This window comes from Pseudohalioglobus lutimaris (assembly GCF_002866825.1).
In the GTDB taxonomy this organism is placed as follows: Bacteria; Pseudomonadota; Gammaproteobacteria; order Pseudomonadales; family Halieaceae; genus Halioglobus; species Halioglobus lutimaris.
Window position 1 is genome coordinate 410385 of the sequence record NZ_PKUS01000001.1, and the last position, 17576, is coordinate 427960.

General features: G+C 54.6%; 15 protein-coding genes. 12 read left to right on the top strand and 3 right to left on the bottom strand.

Going from position 1 to position 17576, the window contains the following annotated elements; all coding sequences use genetic code 11:
- Nucleotides 1-22: 22 nt before the first annotated feature.
- Nucleotides 23-1129, bottom strand: a complete 1107-nt coding sequence (dnaN, locus tag C0039_RS01790) for a DNA polymerase III subunit beta (protein WP_075999734.1) — start codon at nt 1127-1129, stop codon at nt 23-25.
- A gap of 84 nt (nt 1130-1213) precedes the next feature.
- Nucleotides 1214-2689, bottom strand: coding sequence for a chromosomal replication initiator protein DnaA (dnaA, locus tag C0039_RS01795; RefSeq protein WP_423810675.1), 1476 nt, complete (start codon nt 2687-2689; stop codon nt 1214-1216).
- A 489-nt stretch (nt 2690-3178) separates the two neighbouring features.
- Here dnaA and rpmH point away from each other — a divergent pair, with 489 nt between their 5' ends.
- The 8 genes from rpmH to C0039_RS01835 all read left to right on the top strand — a co-directional run bounded on the left by rpmH (nt 3179) and on the right by C0039_RS01835 (nt 10256).
- Nucleotides 3179-3313, top strand: coding sequence for a 50S ribosomal protein L34 (rpmH, locus tag C0039_RS01800; RefSeq protein WP_075999735.1), 135 nt, complete (start codon nt 3179-3181; stop codon nt 3311-3313).
- A 14-nt stretch (nt 3314-3327) separates the two neighbouring features.
- Nucleotides 3328-3711: a ribonuclease P protein component gene (rnpA, locus tag C0039_RS01805; RefSeq protein WP_101517072.1), complete on the top strand. Its 384-nt coding sequence runs from the start codon at nt 3328-3330 to the stop codon at nt 3709-3711.
- Nucleotides 3711-3938, top strand: coding sequence for a membrane protein insertion efficiency factor YidD (yidD, locus tag C0039_RS01810; RefSeq protein ID WP_207796345.1), 228 nt, complete (start codon nt 3711-3713; stop codon nt 3936-3938). Before rnpA ends, yidD begins: the two co-directional genes overlap by 1 nt.
- A gap of 15 nt (nt 3939-3953) precedes the next feature.
- Nucleotides 3954-5648, top strand: a complete 1695-nt coding sequence (gene yidC / locus C0039_RS01815; RefSeq protein WP_075999737.1) for a membrane protein insertase YidC — start codon at nt 3954-3956, stop codon at nt 5646-5648.
- 47 nt (nt 5649-5695) lie between these two features.
- Nucleotides 5696-7078: a tRNA uridine-5-carboxymethylaminomethyl(34) synthesis GTPase MnmE gene (mnmE, locus tag C0039_RS01820; RefSeq protein ID WP_101517073.1), complete on the top strand. Its 1383-nt coding sequence runs from the start codon at nt 5696-5698 to the stop codon at nt 7076-7078.
- Nucleotides 7079-7551: 473 nt separating this feature from the next.
- Complete coding sequence (locus C0039_RS01825) at nt 7552-8595, top strand: phosphotransferase (RefSeq protein WP_101517074.1); 1044 nt, start codon at nt 7552-7554, stop codon at nt 8593-8595.
- 2 nt (nt 8596-8597) lie between these two features.
- Nucleotides 8598-9623 carry a tyrosine-protein phosphatase gene (locus C0039_RS01830; protein WP_101517075.1) on the top strand — a complete coding sequence of 342 codons (1026 nt, stop codon included), beginning with the start codon at nt 8598-8600 and terminating at the stop codon, nt 9621-9623.
- Between the two features lie 126 nt (nt 9624-9749).
- A complete protein-coding gene (locus tag C0039_RS01835) occupies nt 9750-10256 on the top strand; it encodes a gamma-glutamylcyclotransferase (RefSeq protein WP_243391527.1) in 507 nt (168 codons plus the stop codon).
- Nucleotides 10257-10314: 58 nt separating this feature from the next.
- On the opposite strand, the gene C0039_RS01840 is transcribed toward C0039_RS01835, so the two are convergent.
- Complete coding sequence (locus C0039_RS01840; RefSeq protein ID WP_101517077.1) at nt 10315-11037, bottom strand: TetR/AcrR family transcriptional regulator; 723 nt, start codon at nt 11035-11037, stop codon at nt 10315-10317.
- Nucleotides 11038-11154: 117 nt separating this feature from the next.
- On the opposite strand from C0039_RS01840, the gene C0039_RS01845 reads away from it, so the two are divergent.
- From C0039_RS01845 to C0039_RS01860, 4 genes are all read left to right on the top strand, one after another.
- The gene (locus C0039_RS01845) at nt 11155-12969 is read left to right on the top strand and encodes an acyclic terpene utilization AtuA family protein (protein ID WP_101517078.1); all 1815 of its coding nucleotides are present in this window, start codon (nt 11155-11157) and stop codon (nt 12967-12969) included.
- A gap of 24 nt (nt 12970-12993) precedes the next feature.
- Nucleotides 12994-14616 carry an acyl-CoA carboxylase subunit beta gene (locus tag C0039_RS01850; protein ID WP_101517079.1) on the top strand — a complete coding sequence of 541 codons (1623 nt, stop codon included), beginning with the start codon at nt 12994-12996 and terminating at the stop codon, nt 14614-14616.
- A gap of 63 nt (nt 14617-14679) precedes the next feature.
- Nucleotides 14680-15480 (top strand): enoyl-CoA hydratase/isomerase family protein, encoded by an 801-nt coding sequence (locus C0039_RS01855; RefSeq protein ID WP_101517080.1) that lies wholly within the window; start codon nt 14680-14682, stop codon nt 15478-15480.
- A 61-nt stretch (nt 15481-15541) separates the two neighbouring features.
- Entirely contained in the window at nt 15542-17533 is a 1992-nt protein-coding gene (locus C0039_RS01860) for an acetyl-CoA carboxylase biotin carboxylase subunit (RefSeq protein ID WP_101517081.1), read from the top strand.
- The last annotated feature ends 43 nt before the right edge of the window (nt 17534-17576 follow it).

Here is a 17576-nt window from a genome sequence, read left to right on the forward strand (position 1 = left end):
GAATGAACAAATACGCCTCTAATCAGAGGCGCATTGGCATCACTACGTAAAGCGAATCGCCTTCGTCTGACTCCTCTAACAAGGCACTGCTGTTTGGATCAGAGAGAGACAGCTTGACCCGCTCACCGCTGAGAACCGCCAGAACGTCCATCAGGTAGCTGACATTGAAGCCTATCTCCAGCGACTCTCCCTGGTAATCAACGACGACTGCTTCTTCAGCTTCTTCCTGCTCAGGGTTATTCGCCACAATGTCCAGGCTGTTGTCGGTCAGCTTCAGGCGGACACCACGATATTTTTCATTCGACAGGATGGCGGCGCGCGTAAACGCCTGCCGCAACTCGAGGCGATCGCCCATTACTATTTTATTGGGAGCACGTGGGAGTACGCGTTGGTAGTCCGGGAACTTGCCATCCACAAGCTTTGACGTAAACGTGAAGTCATTAGTGGTAGCACGGATATGGTTACTACCAATGACCACAGCGATATCCTCGTCTTCATCCATCAACAAACGAGCCAACTCCAGTACACCTTTGCGGGGCAGAATAACCTGGGTATCGCCGCTGGCGTCTACCTTACCCGGCAGGGTGCAAAGTGCCAGTCGGTGCCCGTCTGTTGCGACAACCCGCAGTTGCTGGTCCTTGAGTTCCCACAACATGCCGTTGAGGTAGTAACGGACATCCTGCTGCGCCATCGCGAAGCCCGTGCGATCGATCAGGCGTTTGAGTTGGCCCTGTTTGATCGTCAACTGGTGAGTCCCCATGCTGTCTTCTACATTGGGAAACTCGCGTGCAGGAAGCGTAGACAAAGTAAAGCGGCTACGGCCGGACTTGACTGTGACCTTGCCATCTTCGGCACTAAAGCTGATTTCACTGCCCTCAGGAAGTGACTTACAGATATCGACAAGCTTACGCGCGGGAACGGTGAGCTCACCGGATTCCCCTGCGGCGACATCGAGCTGGAGTCGGCCTACCAGCTCTACTTCCAGGTCAGTGCCGGTCAGTGACAACCTGTCCCCATCCAGTACCATCAACACGTTTGCCAGAATAGGCAGCGTCTGGCGACGCTCCACCACGCCCGCAACCAGATTAAGGGGCTTGAGTAATGCGTCCCGCGAAACAGTGAACTTCATATGCGTTGTTATTCCTCAACACGAACAGAGGCACCACTGATGGCGCCTAATTTGTAAAACAAAAACTCCTATCCCTCACCTGTCTCACGTGGTGAGTGATCGCAGCAAATTCTTATAATCTTCACGAATATCCGAGTTCGTTTCGCGAAGTTCCCTGATTTTACGACATCCGTGAAGAACTGTCGTGTGATCTCTGCCACCAAAGCTATCTCCGATCTCAGGCAGGCTGTGATTTGTCAGCTCTTTCGCCAGTGCCATGGCCACCTGCCTGGGCCTGGCGACGGAGCGACTGCGCCGGCGTGACATCAAATCCGCCACCTTGATCTTGTAATACTCCGCCACCGTCCTCTGGATATTATCCAGGCTTACCTGTTTGTCCTGCAGTGCCAGTAAATCCTTCAGGCTGTCCTTGATCAGTTCGATGTCGATATCACTTCCTGTGAAGTGAGCGCTAGCTATCACCCTCTTCAGTGCCCCCTCTAGCTCTCGAACATTGGACCGGATACGTTGTGCAATGAAAAAGGCAGAATCAGGCGGCAGGTTAACGCGCGCTTGCGTCGCCTTTTTCATCAGAATCGCCACCCGCGTTTCCAATTCCGGAGGTTCAACCGCCACCGTCAACCCCCAGCCAAAGCGCGACTTCAGGCGCTCTTCAAGGCCATCAATTTCCTTGGGGTAGCGATCGCAGGTGAGAATCATCTGCTGTCCGCCCTCGAGCAGGGCATTAAAAGTATGAAAAAATTCTTCCTGAGAGCGATCCTTTTTGGCAAAAAACTGGATGTCATCGATAAGCAGGGCGTCCACAGAACGGTAATAGCGCTTGAAATCACTGATCGCATTCAATTGCAGCGCCTTGACCATATCCGCTACAAACCGCTCCGAATGGAGATAAACGATCTTGGCATCAGGTTTATGATGTTTGAGCGCGTTACCTACAGCATGCATCAGGTGCGTCTTACCGAGACCAACCCCACCGTAAAGGAAAAGCGGATTGTAGGAATCGCCTGGATTCTCCGCTACCTGCTTTGCAGCGGCCAGTGCCAATTGATTTGACTTGCCTTCAACAAAGTTATCAAAGGTATAGGTTCCAACCAGGTTCTGCTGGTGTTGCAGAGACCCCTCTATCTCCGCCTGTCGGTGGGTATCGACTACAACAGCGGGTTTGGTGGACGCTGGCGTCACTATGCGCGCATTACTGGAAACTGCGGCACCGGAAATCGCCGGCTGCATACCGGCGCTTCCCCTGGGCTCCTCTACAGGATGACCTGGCAACGGGCGACTGCCCCCTGAACCGTTCCTGCCCCCAATCTCCAATACCACACTCATGGGTGTGGTCGGTTCCAGCTCAGCCACCAGTTCTGAAATGCGACCAGCGAACTTGTCGGAAACGAAGTCCTTGATGAACCGATTGGGAGCAAAAAGGGTCAATGAGTTTCCGTGGGTAGCCGCCTGAAGCGGTCTTATCCAGGTATTGAATTGCTGAGAGGGCAACTCATCTTGCAACCTGTCTATACATTGTTGCCAAACTACACCGGGCAAAGCTTTCCCCTCAAAGCGCACCGGGAGGCGCGCCTTTTACTTAGCAGATAAGATTGAATTTATTGTTTCTACCGATTTAAGCATTTCCAACCGGAGGACAGATAATACGCTCGACATAGCGACTTATCCACAATTATTTTGGTACATAAAATTTAATATTAATCATTATTTTTCAATGTGTTAGAACATATAAGGCTGTTTTTTGACCAACCAATTAGAAAATTAATTGGATAAACAAAACTGTGGATAACTTGTTTATATTTGCTGCAAAAAATGTGGGCTGATGCCCCAATCCCAACGCTGACAAGGGTTCGGGGCTTAGCCGACGCCTTGCGTGTGACGACACAGACAAACCGGGAAAACTACCGGGATAGGCAAATGAATTAATAGCCTGTTCACATTGAATTAATGTCAGCATTTCAATAGAATACCCCACCTTTTTTCAGGCCCGCGGCTGTTTGGTAAAGATGAGCAACCCGGCCGAAAACATTAACCAACTGGAATCCAGTCATGAAAAGAACATTTCAACCCAGCGTATTAAAGCGCAAGCGCACCCACGGTTTTCGCTCACGTATGGCCACCAAAGGCGGTCGCGCTGTGATCAATCGTCGCCGTGGCAAAGGGCGCAAGGTACTTTCCGCCTAATCAGCCTGCACTGGGTGAGCGCCGACGAGAGTTTTGGCAAAGCCAGGCGCTTGCTCAATGCCAGGGATTACAGCCGTGTATTTGACGGTGCCGAGGCCAAAGCCTCCCACCGGCATGTACTGCTCCTGGCAAAATCCAATGACAAACCCGGGCACCGCCTGGGTCTGGTCATCGCTAAAAAAAACGTTCGGCTGGCGGTACAACGCAACCGAATCAAAAGGATAGCGCGAGAGGTCTTTCGCACACTACCCGATTCCGAGCCTAAACTGGACGTCGTGCTGCTGGCCCGACGAGGGCTCGATCAGTTGGATAATTCAGAGCTATCAACTATATTGCGGCAGCAGTGGCAAAAACTCGTCAGCCACATGTCCCAAAACAGCCAAGGCACAGAAACCTGATGCGTCGCCTCTTTATCTTCTTTATTTCCTGCTACAAGGTGATTCTGAGTCCGTTCCTCGGCAATAACTGCCGCTTCTACCCCAGCTGCTCCAGCTATGCCCAGGACGCGATTGCTACACACGGCGTCATCAAAGGAAGCTGGCTCGCTATACGCCGACTTTCCAAATGCCATCCGTGGCACGAAGGGGGCGCTGATCCCGTCCCTCCCTGCAGCCACACTCACTAACACACAGATATCACTATGGATTTGCAACGCACATTGCTTATTGGCGCTATCGCCGTACTGTCTTTCATGTTGCTCACGGAGTGGGTGGCATTCAAAGATGAAAAGGCGGCAGCATCAGTACCGGAAACAACCCGCCTGATAAGCCATGAACCAACAAATGCTGCGGAATTGCCAGTCGCCACCGATGCACCTCCGGCAACGACCAGTGAGGATATTCCCAGCGTCGTGGACGAGGAGGTCGACCAGCCCACGGCACAGGTCGAAATCAGCAACAAGGGTAACCTCGTAGAGGTTTTCACCGACAGTCTGCAACTGGCCATCGACCTGCGCGGCGGCGACATTATTGAATTGGCCCTACCTCGTCACCTGGAAGAGATAGATCAACCCGACGTACCCTTCACGTTGCTGGAGCAAAACCAGAGCCGGGTTTATGTCGCTCAATCCGGGCTTATTGGCGCCAACGGTATAGACAGCAAAGGCCGCGCTACCTTCACCGCCTCTGCCACCCGTTTTGATATGGCAGAGGGTGACGAGCAATTGATCGTAGACCTGAACTGGCAGGACCAGAATGGTGTGAGCGTAATCAAGCGTTTCACCTTCACCCGTGGTGACTACCTAATCAAAATAGATTACCTGGTGGAAAATAACAGTAGCGAACGCTGGCAGGCCAACCTGTTCGGGCAAATCAAGCGCGACAGTTCCAAGGCCCCCGCTGGTGACTCGGGTATGGGCATACAGCCTTTCCTTGGCGCGGCTATTACCCAGCCAGATGAACGCTTCACCAAGTTCACTTTTGACGATATGCAGGAGGAGCCTTTCAAGGCGCAACTTCCCGGTGGCTGGATTGCCATGCTGCAACACTACTTCCTCAGCGCATGGATACCCAACGCAGAACAATCTCATACCTACAGTACCCGTGTTACCAGCGCAGGCTTTAACATTGCAGGATTCACCAGCCCGGCCCTAACCCTTGACCCTGGTCAGTCTGGTACAACTGGCGCCGAATTCTTCGCTGGGCCCAAAGACCAGTACCGCCTCGCGGAAATCTCTGAATACCTGGACCTGGTCGTCGACTACGGATGGTTGTGGTGGATTGCTCAGCCCCTGTTCTGGCTGCTCAACAAGATTTACGCCCTGGTAGGCAATTGGGGCGTCGCCATTATCTTGCTGACTGTTGTAGTCAAGCTGGCCTTCTTCAAGTTGTCCGCTACCAGCTACCGCTCCATGGCGCGCATGCGCAAGGTACAGCCCAAGATGATGGACATCCGCGAGCAATATGCAGACGACAAGCAAAAACAGTCGCAAGCGATGATGGAGCTGTATCGCAAAGAGAAGGTGAACCCGATGGGCGGCTGTCTACCCATCCTCGTACAGATGCCTGTGTTTATCGCTTTATACTGGGTACTGATGGAGAGCGTAGAGTTACGCCATGCGCCATTTGCCCTGTGGATCAACGACCTCTCGGTAATGGATCCTTACTTTGTCCTGCCGATTATGATGGGCGCCAGCATGTGGTTTATGCAGAAGCTTAACCCACCGCCGACAGACCCGATGCAGGCGAAGATAATGCAGTGGCTACCCATCGTGTTCACTTTCTTCTTCCTCTGGTTCCCCTCCGGCCTGGTGCTGTACTGGGTGGTCAACAACCTGCTCTCTATGGCGCAACAATACGTTATCACCAGGCAGATCGAGAGATCTGACCCGGCCTGACCTCCTCGCCCCGTTTCACGCTGGTGGCGGGGCGTTATAATGCTTCCATGAACACACCTTCTGTACTGGACGCTGACACCATTGCCGCTATCGCTACTGCGCCCGGCCGTGGTGGCGTCGGTATTGTGCGCCTGTCTGGTGGCCAATCACTGGCCATCGCGGAGGCCATTTGCGGCCGCACCCTGAAGCCAAGACATGCCCACTTCTCCCGGTTCTCGGATGCACAGGACATTACAATAGACTCCGGTATTGCCATCTACTTCCCCGCGCCAAACTCCTTTACCGGCGAAGACGTGGTAGAGCTGCAGGCTCATGGGGGCCCCATCATCCTCGACCTGCTGGTGAAGTCCTGCACCCACCGCGGCGCCCGGCAGGCCCGGCCCGGCGAATTTTCCGAGCGCGCCTATCTCAATGACAAGCTGGACCTGACACAGGCGGAGGCTATTGCAGACCTGATCAACAGCACCACTGAACAAGCGGCACTCAATGCCAGTCGATCTTTGCAAGGGGCTTTCTCCAGCAAAATCGATGAACTGGTCGATCGCGTTACCCGACTTCGCGTCTACGTTGAGGCCGCGATCGATTTCCCCGAGGAAGAGATTGATTTTATCGGTGACGGGCAAGTCCGCGCGCAACTGCTGTCCATCATGGATCAAATGGCTGAAGTCACCCACCAGGCTCGTCAGGGCACACTGATACAGGAGGGGATGAAACTGGTTATCGCCGGTAAGCCCAACGCCGGTAAATCCAGTCTGCTCAACGCACTCTCCGGCCAGGACACGGCCATCGTTACAGCCATAGAGGGCACCACTCGCGACGTACTGCGCGAACACATCCAGATTGATGGTTTACCATTGCATATCGTCGACACTGCAGGACTGCGGGAAAGCACCGATGAGGTCGAGCAGGAAGGCATCCGTCGAGCGTGGCAGGAAATGGACAGTGCTAACCATATTCTGTTGGTTGTAGACGGCTCCGATCCCCTACACGACACTGATGACCCTACTATTATCTGGCCAGAGATCGAGGAACACCTGACCCGCTCTATTCCGGTCACTGTAGTCCGTAACAAGTGCGACCTGAACGACCGGCAGCCAGGCATCACCGAGCAAAAGGGCCGAACGGTTATTGAACTGTCTGCGAAAACCGGTGCAGGTATGAACCTGCTGACAACCCATCTAAAACAGTGCATGGGTTACACAGAAAGCTCGGAGACCAATTTCAGTGCCAGACGGCGACACCTTCTGGCACTGGAAAACGCCGGTCACGCACTGGCCGCAGGAAAAGCGCAGCTGGAAAACGCCGGTGCCGGTGAGCTTCTCGCGGAAGATTTACGAGAGTGCCAACAGCGCCTTGGTGAGATTACCGGTGCGGTGAGCTCCGACGCTCTGCTTGGTGAAATTTTCGGTAGCTTCTGCATCGGTAAATAACTTCACCTAACGTTTTCCTCCTGCTATACACAGGAAAAACACACACCTGGCAGGGTGTTAACAGCTTATTCGTCAGTTCTACACAGCACTCAAAGCATGACCCGTAAACTGCTGGCGCAATGTGGATAAAACGTGTTTAGGCAATGGTATAGAACGGTGTGTGTATTCTGGATAAACAGGGGGACACCGCGGGGTCGGTCAAAACAGGTAAACTTATCTCCAGCCGATCCCCAGTAAGAACAGAGCTTTTCACCGTCAGGCCAAGGCTTTATATGCCCACTTATACTTACGCTATCCTATTGATTCATATAGATAAAAATAGCTTTCCCACAGAAGATCATGGCCCTAATAATTACAACAACAATAATCCTTATATACATACATAATATATATTCAATAACTTAATAATTAATAAAACCGCAGTGAAAACAAAGGGAGTATCAAAGCCAGGGAACAAGTAAGATCAGACCTCAATGATTCCACTGGATGAAAATAAAGATCACCTTGATGCGTTGTGTGATTACTTCGCACTCGGTAAACGAATGCGCCCAGCGTTCTCGGTACGTGGCGGTTTTCATCACTTCATGTGGGACGTGCACACAGCGAACGGTCGTTACGCGATCAAACAACTTGCCCCGGACACAGACCTTGATGATTGCGACGTAATCCGACACTATGAAACTGCAGAATCGGTGAGCGAAGCATTTTCCCGCTGTGGTGTGCCGGCACTACATGCGCTGGGTGCTGGCGACAACGCGCTGCAGGTGATTGAAAACTGCGGCTATCTCATTTACCCCTGGACCAATGCTCGTGCCCTGCGCCGCGACGAGATCGACGTAATACATATTCACCAGATCGCCGGCATCTTTGCCAGAATGCACGGGGCTGTACTTAAAATTGAAGGCCTGCGCTCACCACAATCGGAAAGCGACCCGGAGGCAAAGCTGGAGGTCTTGCTGAAATTTGCCCAAAGCAGAAATTCCAGCCGTAACGAGGATATACGTGAGCACCTGCCACTGTTCGAAAATATTCTGTCGAGGGCTGAAATTGCATCAGCAGAATTATCTTCGCGCAAGGTGGTCAGTCATGGCGACCTGGATCACAAGAACGTGCTCTGGGATTCATCGCAAGACCCTCTGCTGATTGATTGGGAATCGACGCAGTATGTCAATCCAGCACATGAAGTTATTCTCGAGGCACTCGATTGGAGTGGTATTACCCTGGACTTCAAAGAGAATCTCTTCGACTGCTTTGTTGACCAATACCTGTCGGCAGGTGGACAGATTCACCAGAATGAAATTGAAGCTGCCTTCGCGTGTGTGGAGGGGGATTGGGTCAACTGGTTGATGTATAACCTGGGCCGTTCCATTGACAGGGATGACGAAAAGCAACGCAGGATAGGGCTGGAACAGGTGGACCTGGCCCTGGTCGCCATCCTCCACCTGCAGCGTGTTGTACCCAGGCTGTTGAGTAAACTGAATCCCCGGTCCCGGGCTAACGTGAACCGGTTGAAGTAAACATGTTCGATTTAAGTGCTTGTCATGTTGACCGCAACGCCCACGGCGACTACGAATTGCGTTGGCGAAATTTGCAGCCGGGTAAACGCGTGTCGATCTATCTGAGCGACGACCCGGGATTTTTTTATCACACTGACGACCCGGGTCTGGCGGTCATGCAAACGACCGCAGGGCATGCCGTGGTGCGTAATCCGGATAAATCCGTTCGCCATTACTTTTACTTGCAGGCAGAAGGGGGAGAGGGCGTCATCCTGGCAGAGCGCAAGCTATCGATTGCCGGTACGCCAAATTTTCGTGACCTGGGCGGCTATGGGACGGCCTGTGGCAGAAAACTGAAGTGGGGCAAGCTGTACCGCTCTAGTAAGTTGTCTTCGCTTACAGAGGAAGACATGGGCTATGTGAGGCGTCTGGGCCTGACCCTGGTCTGTGACTTGCGCCAGGCGGTAGAGCAGGAACTGGACCCTACCTTTCTGGGCGAAGGCAGCCCGCATGATTACGTCAGCCTGCCGATTACGCCGGGTAGCCAGAGTAATTTCATAGAGAATTTGCACCAGGGGATTATCGCTGTAGAGGACGCCGGTAGTTTTATGCAAGAGATGAACCGGGATATGGTTTCCAGCCAGATGCCCCGTTACGCGGAGATGTTCCAGCTGATTTTATCCGGTGACAGGCCCACCCTGATTCACTGTGCATCGGGCAAAGACCGCACAGGCGTGGGCGCTGCATTGATCCTGGATGTACTGGGTGTGGATGAAGAAGCAATTGTCGAGGACTACCTGCTAACCAATCGCTACCTGCCGATTGAAGACGAGGTAGAACGCCTTTCGGGTCAGTTCACTGACCACAGTGGACAAGCGGTTTCCAGGGATGTACTGCGTTCGTTGATTGAGGTGCAGCCCGAATATATCCAGGCGTGCTTCGATGAGATACGCAAACGCTATAATTCCAAAGAGCATTTTTATGAATCAGCCCTTCAACTTGATGAGGAACAACGTGAAGCGCTGAAGGAGCGTTATCTGCACCAGTAAGTGCAAACTGTTAACCTTTGCTAAATTGAAACCACCTTCGGTTGATTATCAAACGCTTTTACCTCGCTGGAGTTCTTCCTGAAAAAAACGCATGTCAATCCAGTTGATCTATCCCAGCCGACATGGGTGTTTGGCTACGGTTCACTTATCTATAAGGTGGATTTCCCTTTCCTGCAGCGCGAGGTGGCGAGTATTCGGGGCTGGCAGCGACGTTTCTGGCAAGGTTCACACGACCACCGGGGCACGCCGGAATCTCCCGGCAGGGTAGTGACGTTGATACCCGCGCGGGGCCGGGTTTGCATGGGTGTCGCCTACCTGGTGGAGCACGCTGTTTTTGAGCACCTGGATCACAGGGAGAAAAATGGTTATCAGCGCTTTCCGGTGCAGCTAACCCTGGGTAAGGCCGATCAGGTTACCGAGGGTGTGGTTTACGTGGCGGACCAGGATAATCCGGCATTTCTTGGTTCCGCGCCGCTGGAGGAAGTTGCCCGGCATATCAATCGTGCGCACGGGCCCAGCGGCAGCAACCGCGATTATTTGCTTCACCTGGCAGAGGCGCTGCGTGAAATTGGCGATAACGATCCCCACGTGCATGCCCTGGAGGCATTGCTGCAACCGTCTGCAGATAAGTGACACGGTAGCCGCCAGTGGTTTAGTCGAACCTGGCTTCAGCACGCTACTTCCGGCGCTATCAGGCCTGCTCCAGACGTTCCACAATGCTTTCAAGTCGCTTACAGGTAGCTTCCAGGCGTGAGTTATCCGCCGCGTTGGAATCTGCGGTCGAGTGCTGCGTCTGCATACTCTGCCAGAGCGGGTCGACGATAGCCTCTACGTAGGACGCAACCCGTTCCCTGTTGTACTTGCGACCCATTAGCGTGCGCATGCCGTACTCAAGTCCACCAAAAAACAAGTCGCGCATAGCGGAGAGTTCCAGGTCTTCGCGAATGTAACCGCGCTCCATGCCCTCGCGCACCACGTTGTCAAAAATCCGCGTGTAGCGGTAGTTCAGTTTGTGGATAGGAGATTTCTTGTAGTCCTGGTAATAGTAAATATCCACGGAAAGGTAAACCTGGATCAGCCTCATCATCAGTGCCTGGTTATCCATCAGTGCCCGCAGATGATTCTTTGCCAACAGCAGAAGGCGCTCCCGCGTGCCCATCACGGACTCCACGCCCTCCCGGGCAGACTCGATCAATTGTTCATAAAACCCATCTAATATGGCCAGCAATAAAACATTCTTGGTGCCGTAATAGTGGAACAGGGTGCCCTCAGAAACGCCTGCCGCAGCGGCAATTTTACGGGTGGAGGTGGCATGGAACCCCTCCTCTGCAAATAACTTGCTGGCGGCATCCATGATGTCGGATTCGCGCTGTTCCAATCGGGTACGTGATTTATTCTTATCGGGTTTGTCCATGGTCTCGCTTCAGTTTGCGGCTTAGCAGGGGTACAAATGTATTTGAGTGCCACTTAATATTAATATAGTATCGCAATAGTTTTCAATGAATCTGATTCCCGGATTGCGGATGACAGTATGAAAGATAGCATTTGTATCGGCGGCGCCTCCGGATTCTGGGGTGACGCGTCACTGGCCACACCCCAACTCCTGGCAACGCAACAGTTGGACTATATCGTTTACGACTACCTTGCCGAAATCACAATGTCGATCATGGCACGGGCGCGTGCGGCCGATCCGGACATGGGTTATGCCACGGATTTTATTGCCGCGGTGCTAAAGCCAAATTTGCAGCAGATAGCCGGGCAGGGTGTAAAAGTGATCGCTAATGCCGGCGGTGTCAATCCGCTTGCTTGTGCTGAGGCGGCCAGGTCGCTGATTCGGGAGCAGGGTTTGTCTCTCGAGGTCGCGGTTGTACTCGGGGACGACCTGAGCAAGTCACTTGAGTCGTATGCCACAGAGAATATCGTTGAAATGTTTTCCGGCGAGTCATTTCCCGCAGTAGAAAAGGTTGCCAGCGTTAACGCCTATCTTGGCGCGTTTCCCATTGCCCAGGCGCTGGCAGCGGGCGCTGACATAGTGATCACCGGGCGCTGCGTTGACAGCGCGGTAACGCTTGCTGCCTGCATTCATGCTTTTGGTTGGGAGCAGGGCGAGTATGACAAACTGGCCCAGGGCAGTCTTGCCGGCCACCTACTGGAGTGTGGAACCCAGGCCACAGGTGGCAACTATACCGACTGGGAAACCGTGATCGACAGCCTGCCTGAAGCGGGTTATCCCATGGCAGAAATAAGCGTATCGGGTGACGTGGCGATAACCAAGCCCTCAGGATCTGGCGGTGCGGTAACGGTAGGCACGGTCGCAGAGCAGATGCTCTATGAAATTGGTGACCCCCAGGCTTATCTGCTGCCGGATGTAGTCTGTGATTTCAGCCAGGTCACGCTGGAGAAAACAGACGCTGATCGAGTATTGCTGCGCGGTGCCCGGGGCCTGGGTGCGCCTGAGACCCTGAAAGTCAGTGCTACCTATGCGGACGGATTTCGTGGCGGCAATATCTGGACGATGTACGGTCGTGACGCCGATATCAAGGCCGAGCGCTTCGCTGATTCCATACTGCGTAGGTGCCGTGTCGTCCTCCAACAGATGGGCCTGCCCGACTTTACTGAGACCTGTGTCGAAGTCATTGGCGCGGAATCGCATTTCGGCGCGGCTCGCAGGGTAGGCCATGTGCGTGAGGTCGATGTGAAGATTGCGGTCAAGCACGACAGCCCCAGGGGTGTGGGTGTACTGCTGAAAGAAATGGTGGGTATGGCCCTGACTGCCCCACCCGGATTGACCGCCTTTGCTGGCGCGCGACCCAAGCCGTCACCTGTGGTGAGACTCTTTTCCACTTTGATACCGCGTGAACAGGTTGCTATCAGTATCGCTATGGGCGAGGGATCCACGGTCTTTGAAGATAAAATTGTAAGTGCTTACAAACCCGGAAACCCCAGGCATGAAGCTACTGAAAAGGATGTTGAACCAGATTCCGTCAGTGTGGCACTGGAGTCCCTGGCGTGGGGTCGCAGCGGTGACAAGGGTAACAAGGCCAATATTGGCATCATTTCACGCCAGCCTGAATTTGTGCCTTATATCGCCGCCCAGTTCAGCACGCAGCGGGTGGCAGATTACTTCAGTCACTTTCTTGCGCCGGGTCAACAAACCCCGGTGGAGCGCTTCTTTTTGCCCGGATGCCATGGTTTCAACTTCCTGTTGCATGACGTGCTGGGCGGCGGCGGCATTGCAAGCCTGCGCACTGACTCCCAGGGCAAGGGTTATGCACAGCTGCTGCTCACGGAGGCGGTGAAAATACCACGTCCTCTGGCGGCCAAATTCAACCTGCAAACCCTGTGACCCAGAGCCTCTGAGGACCAATCCATGACCCAGTTTCACTCCAGTGTAAATCCGAGTTCGGAGGCCTTCGCCAAGAATCGAAAGGACATGCTTAGCGCAATCGGCACCCTGGAAGATATTGTGCAGCGCGCGGCAGTTCTCTCTGACAAGAGCCTGCCTCGCTTTGAGCGACGTGGGCAATTACTACCCCGGGAGCGACTCAGCAGGGTACTGGATCCGGGTATGCCCTTTGTCGAACTGATGAATATGGCCGGCTTCCTGGTTGACGATAATAACCGGGATACCTCGGTGGCCGGTTGTAGCACTATTGTCGGCATCGGATATGTAGGCGGGGCCCGCTGTATGGTCATGGTGGACGACTCCGGCATAAACGCCGGCGCCATGACGGCTTTGTCTACCAAAAAGGCCAATCGGGCCATGGATATCGCCCGCGAGAAGAAACTGCCGTTTATCCACCTGGTGGAAAGTGCCGGCGCCAACCTGCTCGAATACCAGGTAGAGATGTGGATGGACGGCGGCGGTGTGTTCGCTCGCCTGGCCCGACTCAGCGCTGCGGGAGTTCCCACGTTTGTAGTGTTACACGGTGCGTCAGCGGCCGGTGGCGCGTACATGCCTGGAATGAGCGACTATGTCATTGGAGTGAAAGGCAATGGCAAGGCCTACCTCGCGGGTCCGGCCCTGCTCAAGGCGGCGACAGGCGAAGAGGCGAACGATGAAGAACTGGGCGGGGCAAAGATGCACTCGCAAGTCACCGGCCTGGTGGAATACCTGGCCGAAGACGATGCCCATGGAATTGCCATCTGCCGGGAATTGATAGAGCGCCTCGACTGGAATCGACTGTGCCCCCAGCTGCCACCCAGGGAGTTTGCCGAACCGCACTACGATATTGAGGAGTTGGCGGGGATAGTCCCTGCAGACTATAGACAGCCCTATGATGTGCACGAAGTGGTAGCACGGATTGTCGATGGTTCGGATATTCTCGATTTCAAGCCTGGCTATGGCGCTGCCACCGTGTGCATGCAAGCCAGGGTTTACGGCATGCCAGTAGGAATCATCGGCAATAACGGGCCTATTGATAACAATGGCGCGACCAAGGCAGCCCAGTTTATTCAGCTCTGCGACCAATCCGATATACCGCTGGTGTTCCTGCAGAATATCACTGGCTACATGGTTGGTACGGAGATGGAACAGGGCGGCATGATCAAGCATGGTTCAAAAATGATCCAGGCCGTGACCAACACCCGTGTGCCGCGAATCACTTTTATGATCGGTGCCAGTTTCGGTGCGGGTAACTATGGCATGTGTGGGCAGGGGTATGACCCTGACTTCCTGTTCAGTTGGCCGAATATCAACATTGGTGTGATGGGTGGTGAGTCAGCCGCAAAGACCATGTCGCAGGTAATGCTGGCGGGCGCTCTTCGTAAAGGCATTGAGGTGCCTGACGAGGTTATCGCTGAGCAGGAAGCGAAAATCATTGCCCATTTCGATAAACAATCTGATGCCTTCTACACCTCAGGGCGGATGTTGGACGACGGTATCATCGACCCGCGGGATACGCGCAAGGTCCTCGGCTTTGCGCTGCAGACCTGTTGGGAGGCGCGCAACCGCAAGACCTGCCCCAACAGCTTTGGAGTGGGTCGTATGTGAGGCACCTCAGCCTGCCCATTATTGCGAAACCACAAAAACAAGACGTTTCAACAGGAGAACGAAATGCTGCCCCAGGTCGATAATATTCTTCTTCACCAGGAAGCAGACACGCTGACCATCTGGTTTAACCGGCCCGAGGTTCGCAATGCGCTATCCGCCGAGGTCACCACAGACCTCGCTGCGGTGCTGGAGGCGCTTCCAGCCGAAAGTGCAATCCGGTTTGTCGTGTTGAGGGGGAAAGGCGGCGTGTTTTGTGCTGGAGGCGACTTGAAGTTGTTCAAGGCGGTCTTTCAGGGTGACAGCAATCGCCAGGACATAGTCGCCGCGAATGCCGATTTCGGTAGGCTGATGAAAGCCATTCACGCATTGCCGCAGCTCTTTATTGTGCTGATAGAGGGAGCAGCCCTGGCCGGTGGCCTGGGGCTTTCTTGTCTCGCCGATGTTGTGATTACTACTCGTGATGCGAAGTATGCCCTTAGCGAAGTGACCCTGGGCCTGCCGCCGGCGCAAATTACCCCGGTAGTGATTGGGCGGATTGGCGCCTCCGAGGCGCGACGGTTGTTGCTGACTGCGGCGACCTTCGATGGTGAAGAAGCGGGCCGGTTGGGTTTTGCACACTATGTGGTCGATGATACAGCGGCACTGGAAGCGCAGGCTGAAGATCTGTTGCGCCGCGCCCGCCGGGGGGCGCCGCAGGCGATAGCAGCAACCAAGCAGATCATCAATGCGACGACGCGACTGGATGGCGATAGCCTGGTCAACTTTGCTGCAGAACGATTTGCTGATTGTATGCTCGGCGATGAAGCCCGGGAGGGTCTCGCAGCATTTGCGGAAAAACGAAGCCCAGCATGGTATAGCGAGTAAGTATGCGCTTGCACACATCTTGAGAGCGACGCAATTTTGGACCACGTAAGGTAAAACCCCTATGAAGCAATTTGACAGCATTCTGGTAGCCAATCGCGGGGAAATTGCGCTGCGGGTCTTACGCAGCGCACAACAGCAAGGCTATAGAACTATCGCCGTTTACTCTGAGGCCGATGCCCGGTCCCCCCATGTGCAGATGGCAGACGAGGCGGTCATGATCGGCCCGGCCCCTGTCCGCGAATCGTATCTGGATATGGACAAGGTTCTGGAAGCGGCAAGACTGACAGGCGCCCAGGCGATACACCCCGGCTATGGCTTCCTGTCTGAAAACGCTGCATTTGCCCGGGCCTGCTCAAAGGCCGGTATCGTGTTTATTGGTCCCTCACCCGAAGCCATCGAAGTTATGGGTAACAAGGCGGCCTCCAAACGGCGCATGCTCGATGCCGGCGTGCCCTGCATCCCAGGTTACCAGGACGAGGATCAGTCAGACGAGGCACTGATGAGTGCGGCGCGGGACATCGGCGTGCCAATCATGGTGAAGGCGGCTGCGGGTGGCGGTGGTCGCGGTATGCGACTGGTGGAGTCCCTGGATGACCTGCCCGTTGCCCTGGCATCTGCACGCTCCGAGGCTGAAAACGCCTTTGGCAGTGCAGAGTTGATTCTGGAGAAAGCCGTCCTGCGACCACGCCATGTTGAAATCCAGGTATTTGGTGACGAGCAGGGGAACGTCATTCACCTTGGCGAGCGCGACTGTTCGGTACAGCGTCGACACCAGAAAGTTGTCGAGGAAGCTCCCTGTCCGGTGATGACAGAAGCGCTGCGCGAGGCAATGGGCGCTGCAGCCGTGAATGCGGCGAAAAGTATTCACTACGTTGGCGCCGGGACGGTGGAGTTCCTGCTGGATGCGGACAATAATTTTTACTTCCTGGAAATGAATACCCGGTTGCAGGTAGAGCACCCGGTGACAGAAATGATTACCGGTCAGGACCTTGTCGCAATGCAACTGCGGGTTGCCCATGGTTACCCGCTACCGCTGGTGCAGGAGGAGGTATCGCTCACCGGGCATGCGATGGAGGTGCGGTTGTATGCGGAAGATCCTGCCAATGACTTCCTGCCTGCGACCGGTACGGCCAGCGTCTGGTCACCTGCAGGGGGAGAGGGCATACGAATCGATCACGGGTTGTTGGAAGGCCAGGACATCTCCCCGTTCTACGATCCCATGGTGGCCAAGATAATCGCCTGGGGTGAAGACCGGGATATAGCCCGTCGACGACTGCTGCGAGCGTTGCAGGCGACCACGTTGTTGGGGGTACCCAGTAATCGGGAGTTCCTGATCGATGTGCTAGGTAAAACGGCCTTTGCCGAGGGCAGTGCGACCACAGCGTTCATTGCCGAACACTATACAGACCAGCCTCCCGTGCAGAACGTACCCAGCGCGCTGCATCTCGCCCTGGCTGCGAGCCTGCTCTATCGGGCAGCGCTCAGCGAGTCGCGCTCTGTCGCTGTTTCGGTACTGCCGGGAATAGAAGGCTATAGCGGTGCACGCGCGCTGCGCAACCACTACCAATTCGGTGAGGAAGACAAGGCCGTTGATGTCTATCTCGATGAGGTGTCGCCTGGCGACTATCAGATACAAATTGCCGATCAGTTGCTGATGGTGTCCTGGGTCGATGAGGACAAAAGCAGCGTTCGTGTAAGTTGCGACGGCGTGCAGCTAACTGCACAGTACAGCCTTCCCGCACGGGGTACGGTCCAGGTGCAGTTGCGCGGTATGGTCGCCACGATGACCAATGCACTCGCCTTCACCCGTGGCGATGAAGCCGCAGGTGGCAGCGGGACGATTGTCGCGCCTATGCACGGTAACCTCATGAGCCTTCTTGTCAGTGTTGGCGACCGGGTTGAGGCCGGCCAGGATGTCGCGGTAATGGAGGCGATGAAAATGGAACACCGGCTGTGCTCGCCGGTCGCCGGTGAAGTGGTCTCAGTATATGCCTCGGAGGGTGAGCAAATTGCATCCGCGGCGGTTGTGCTGGAGATAGCTGCAGAGGAATAACGAGAGCGCTCTCGCTCTTTCATTTAGAGCAGCGGGCAAGGCA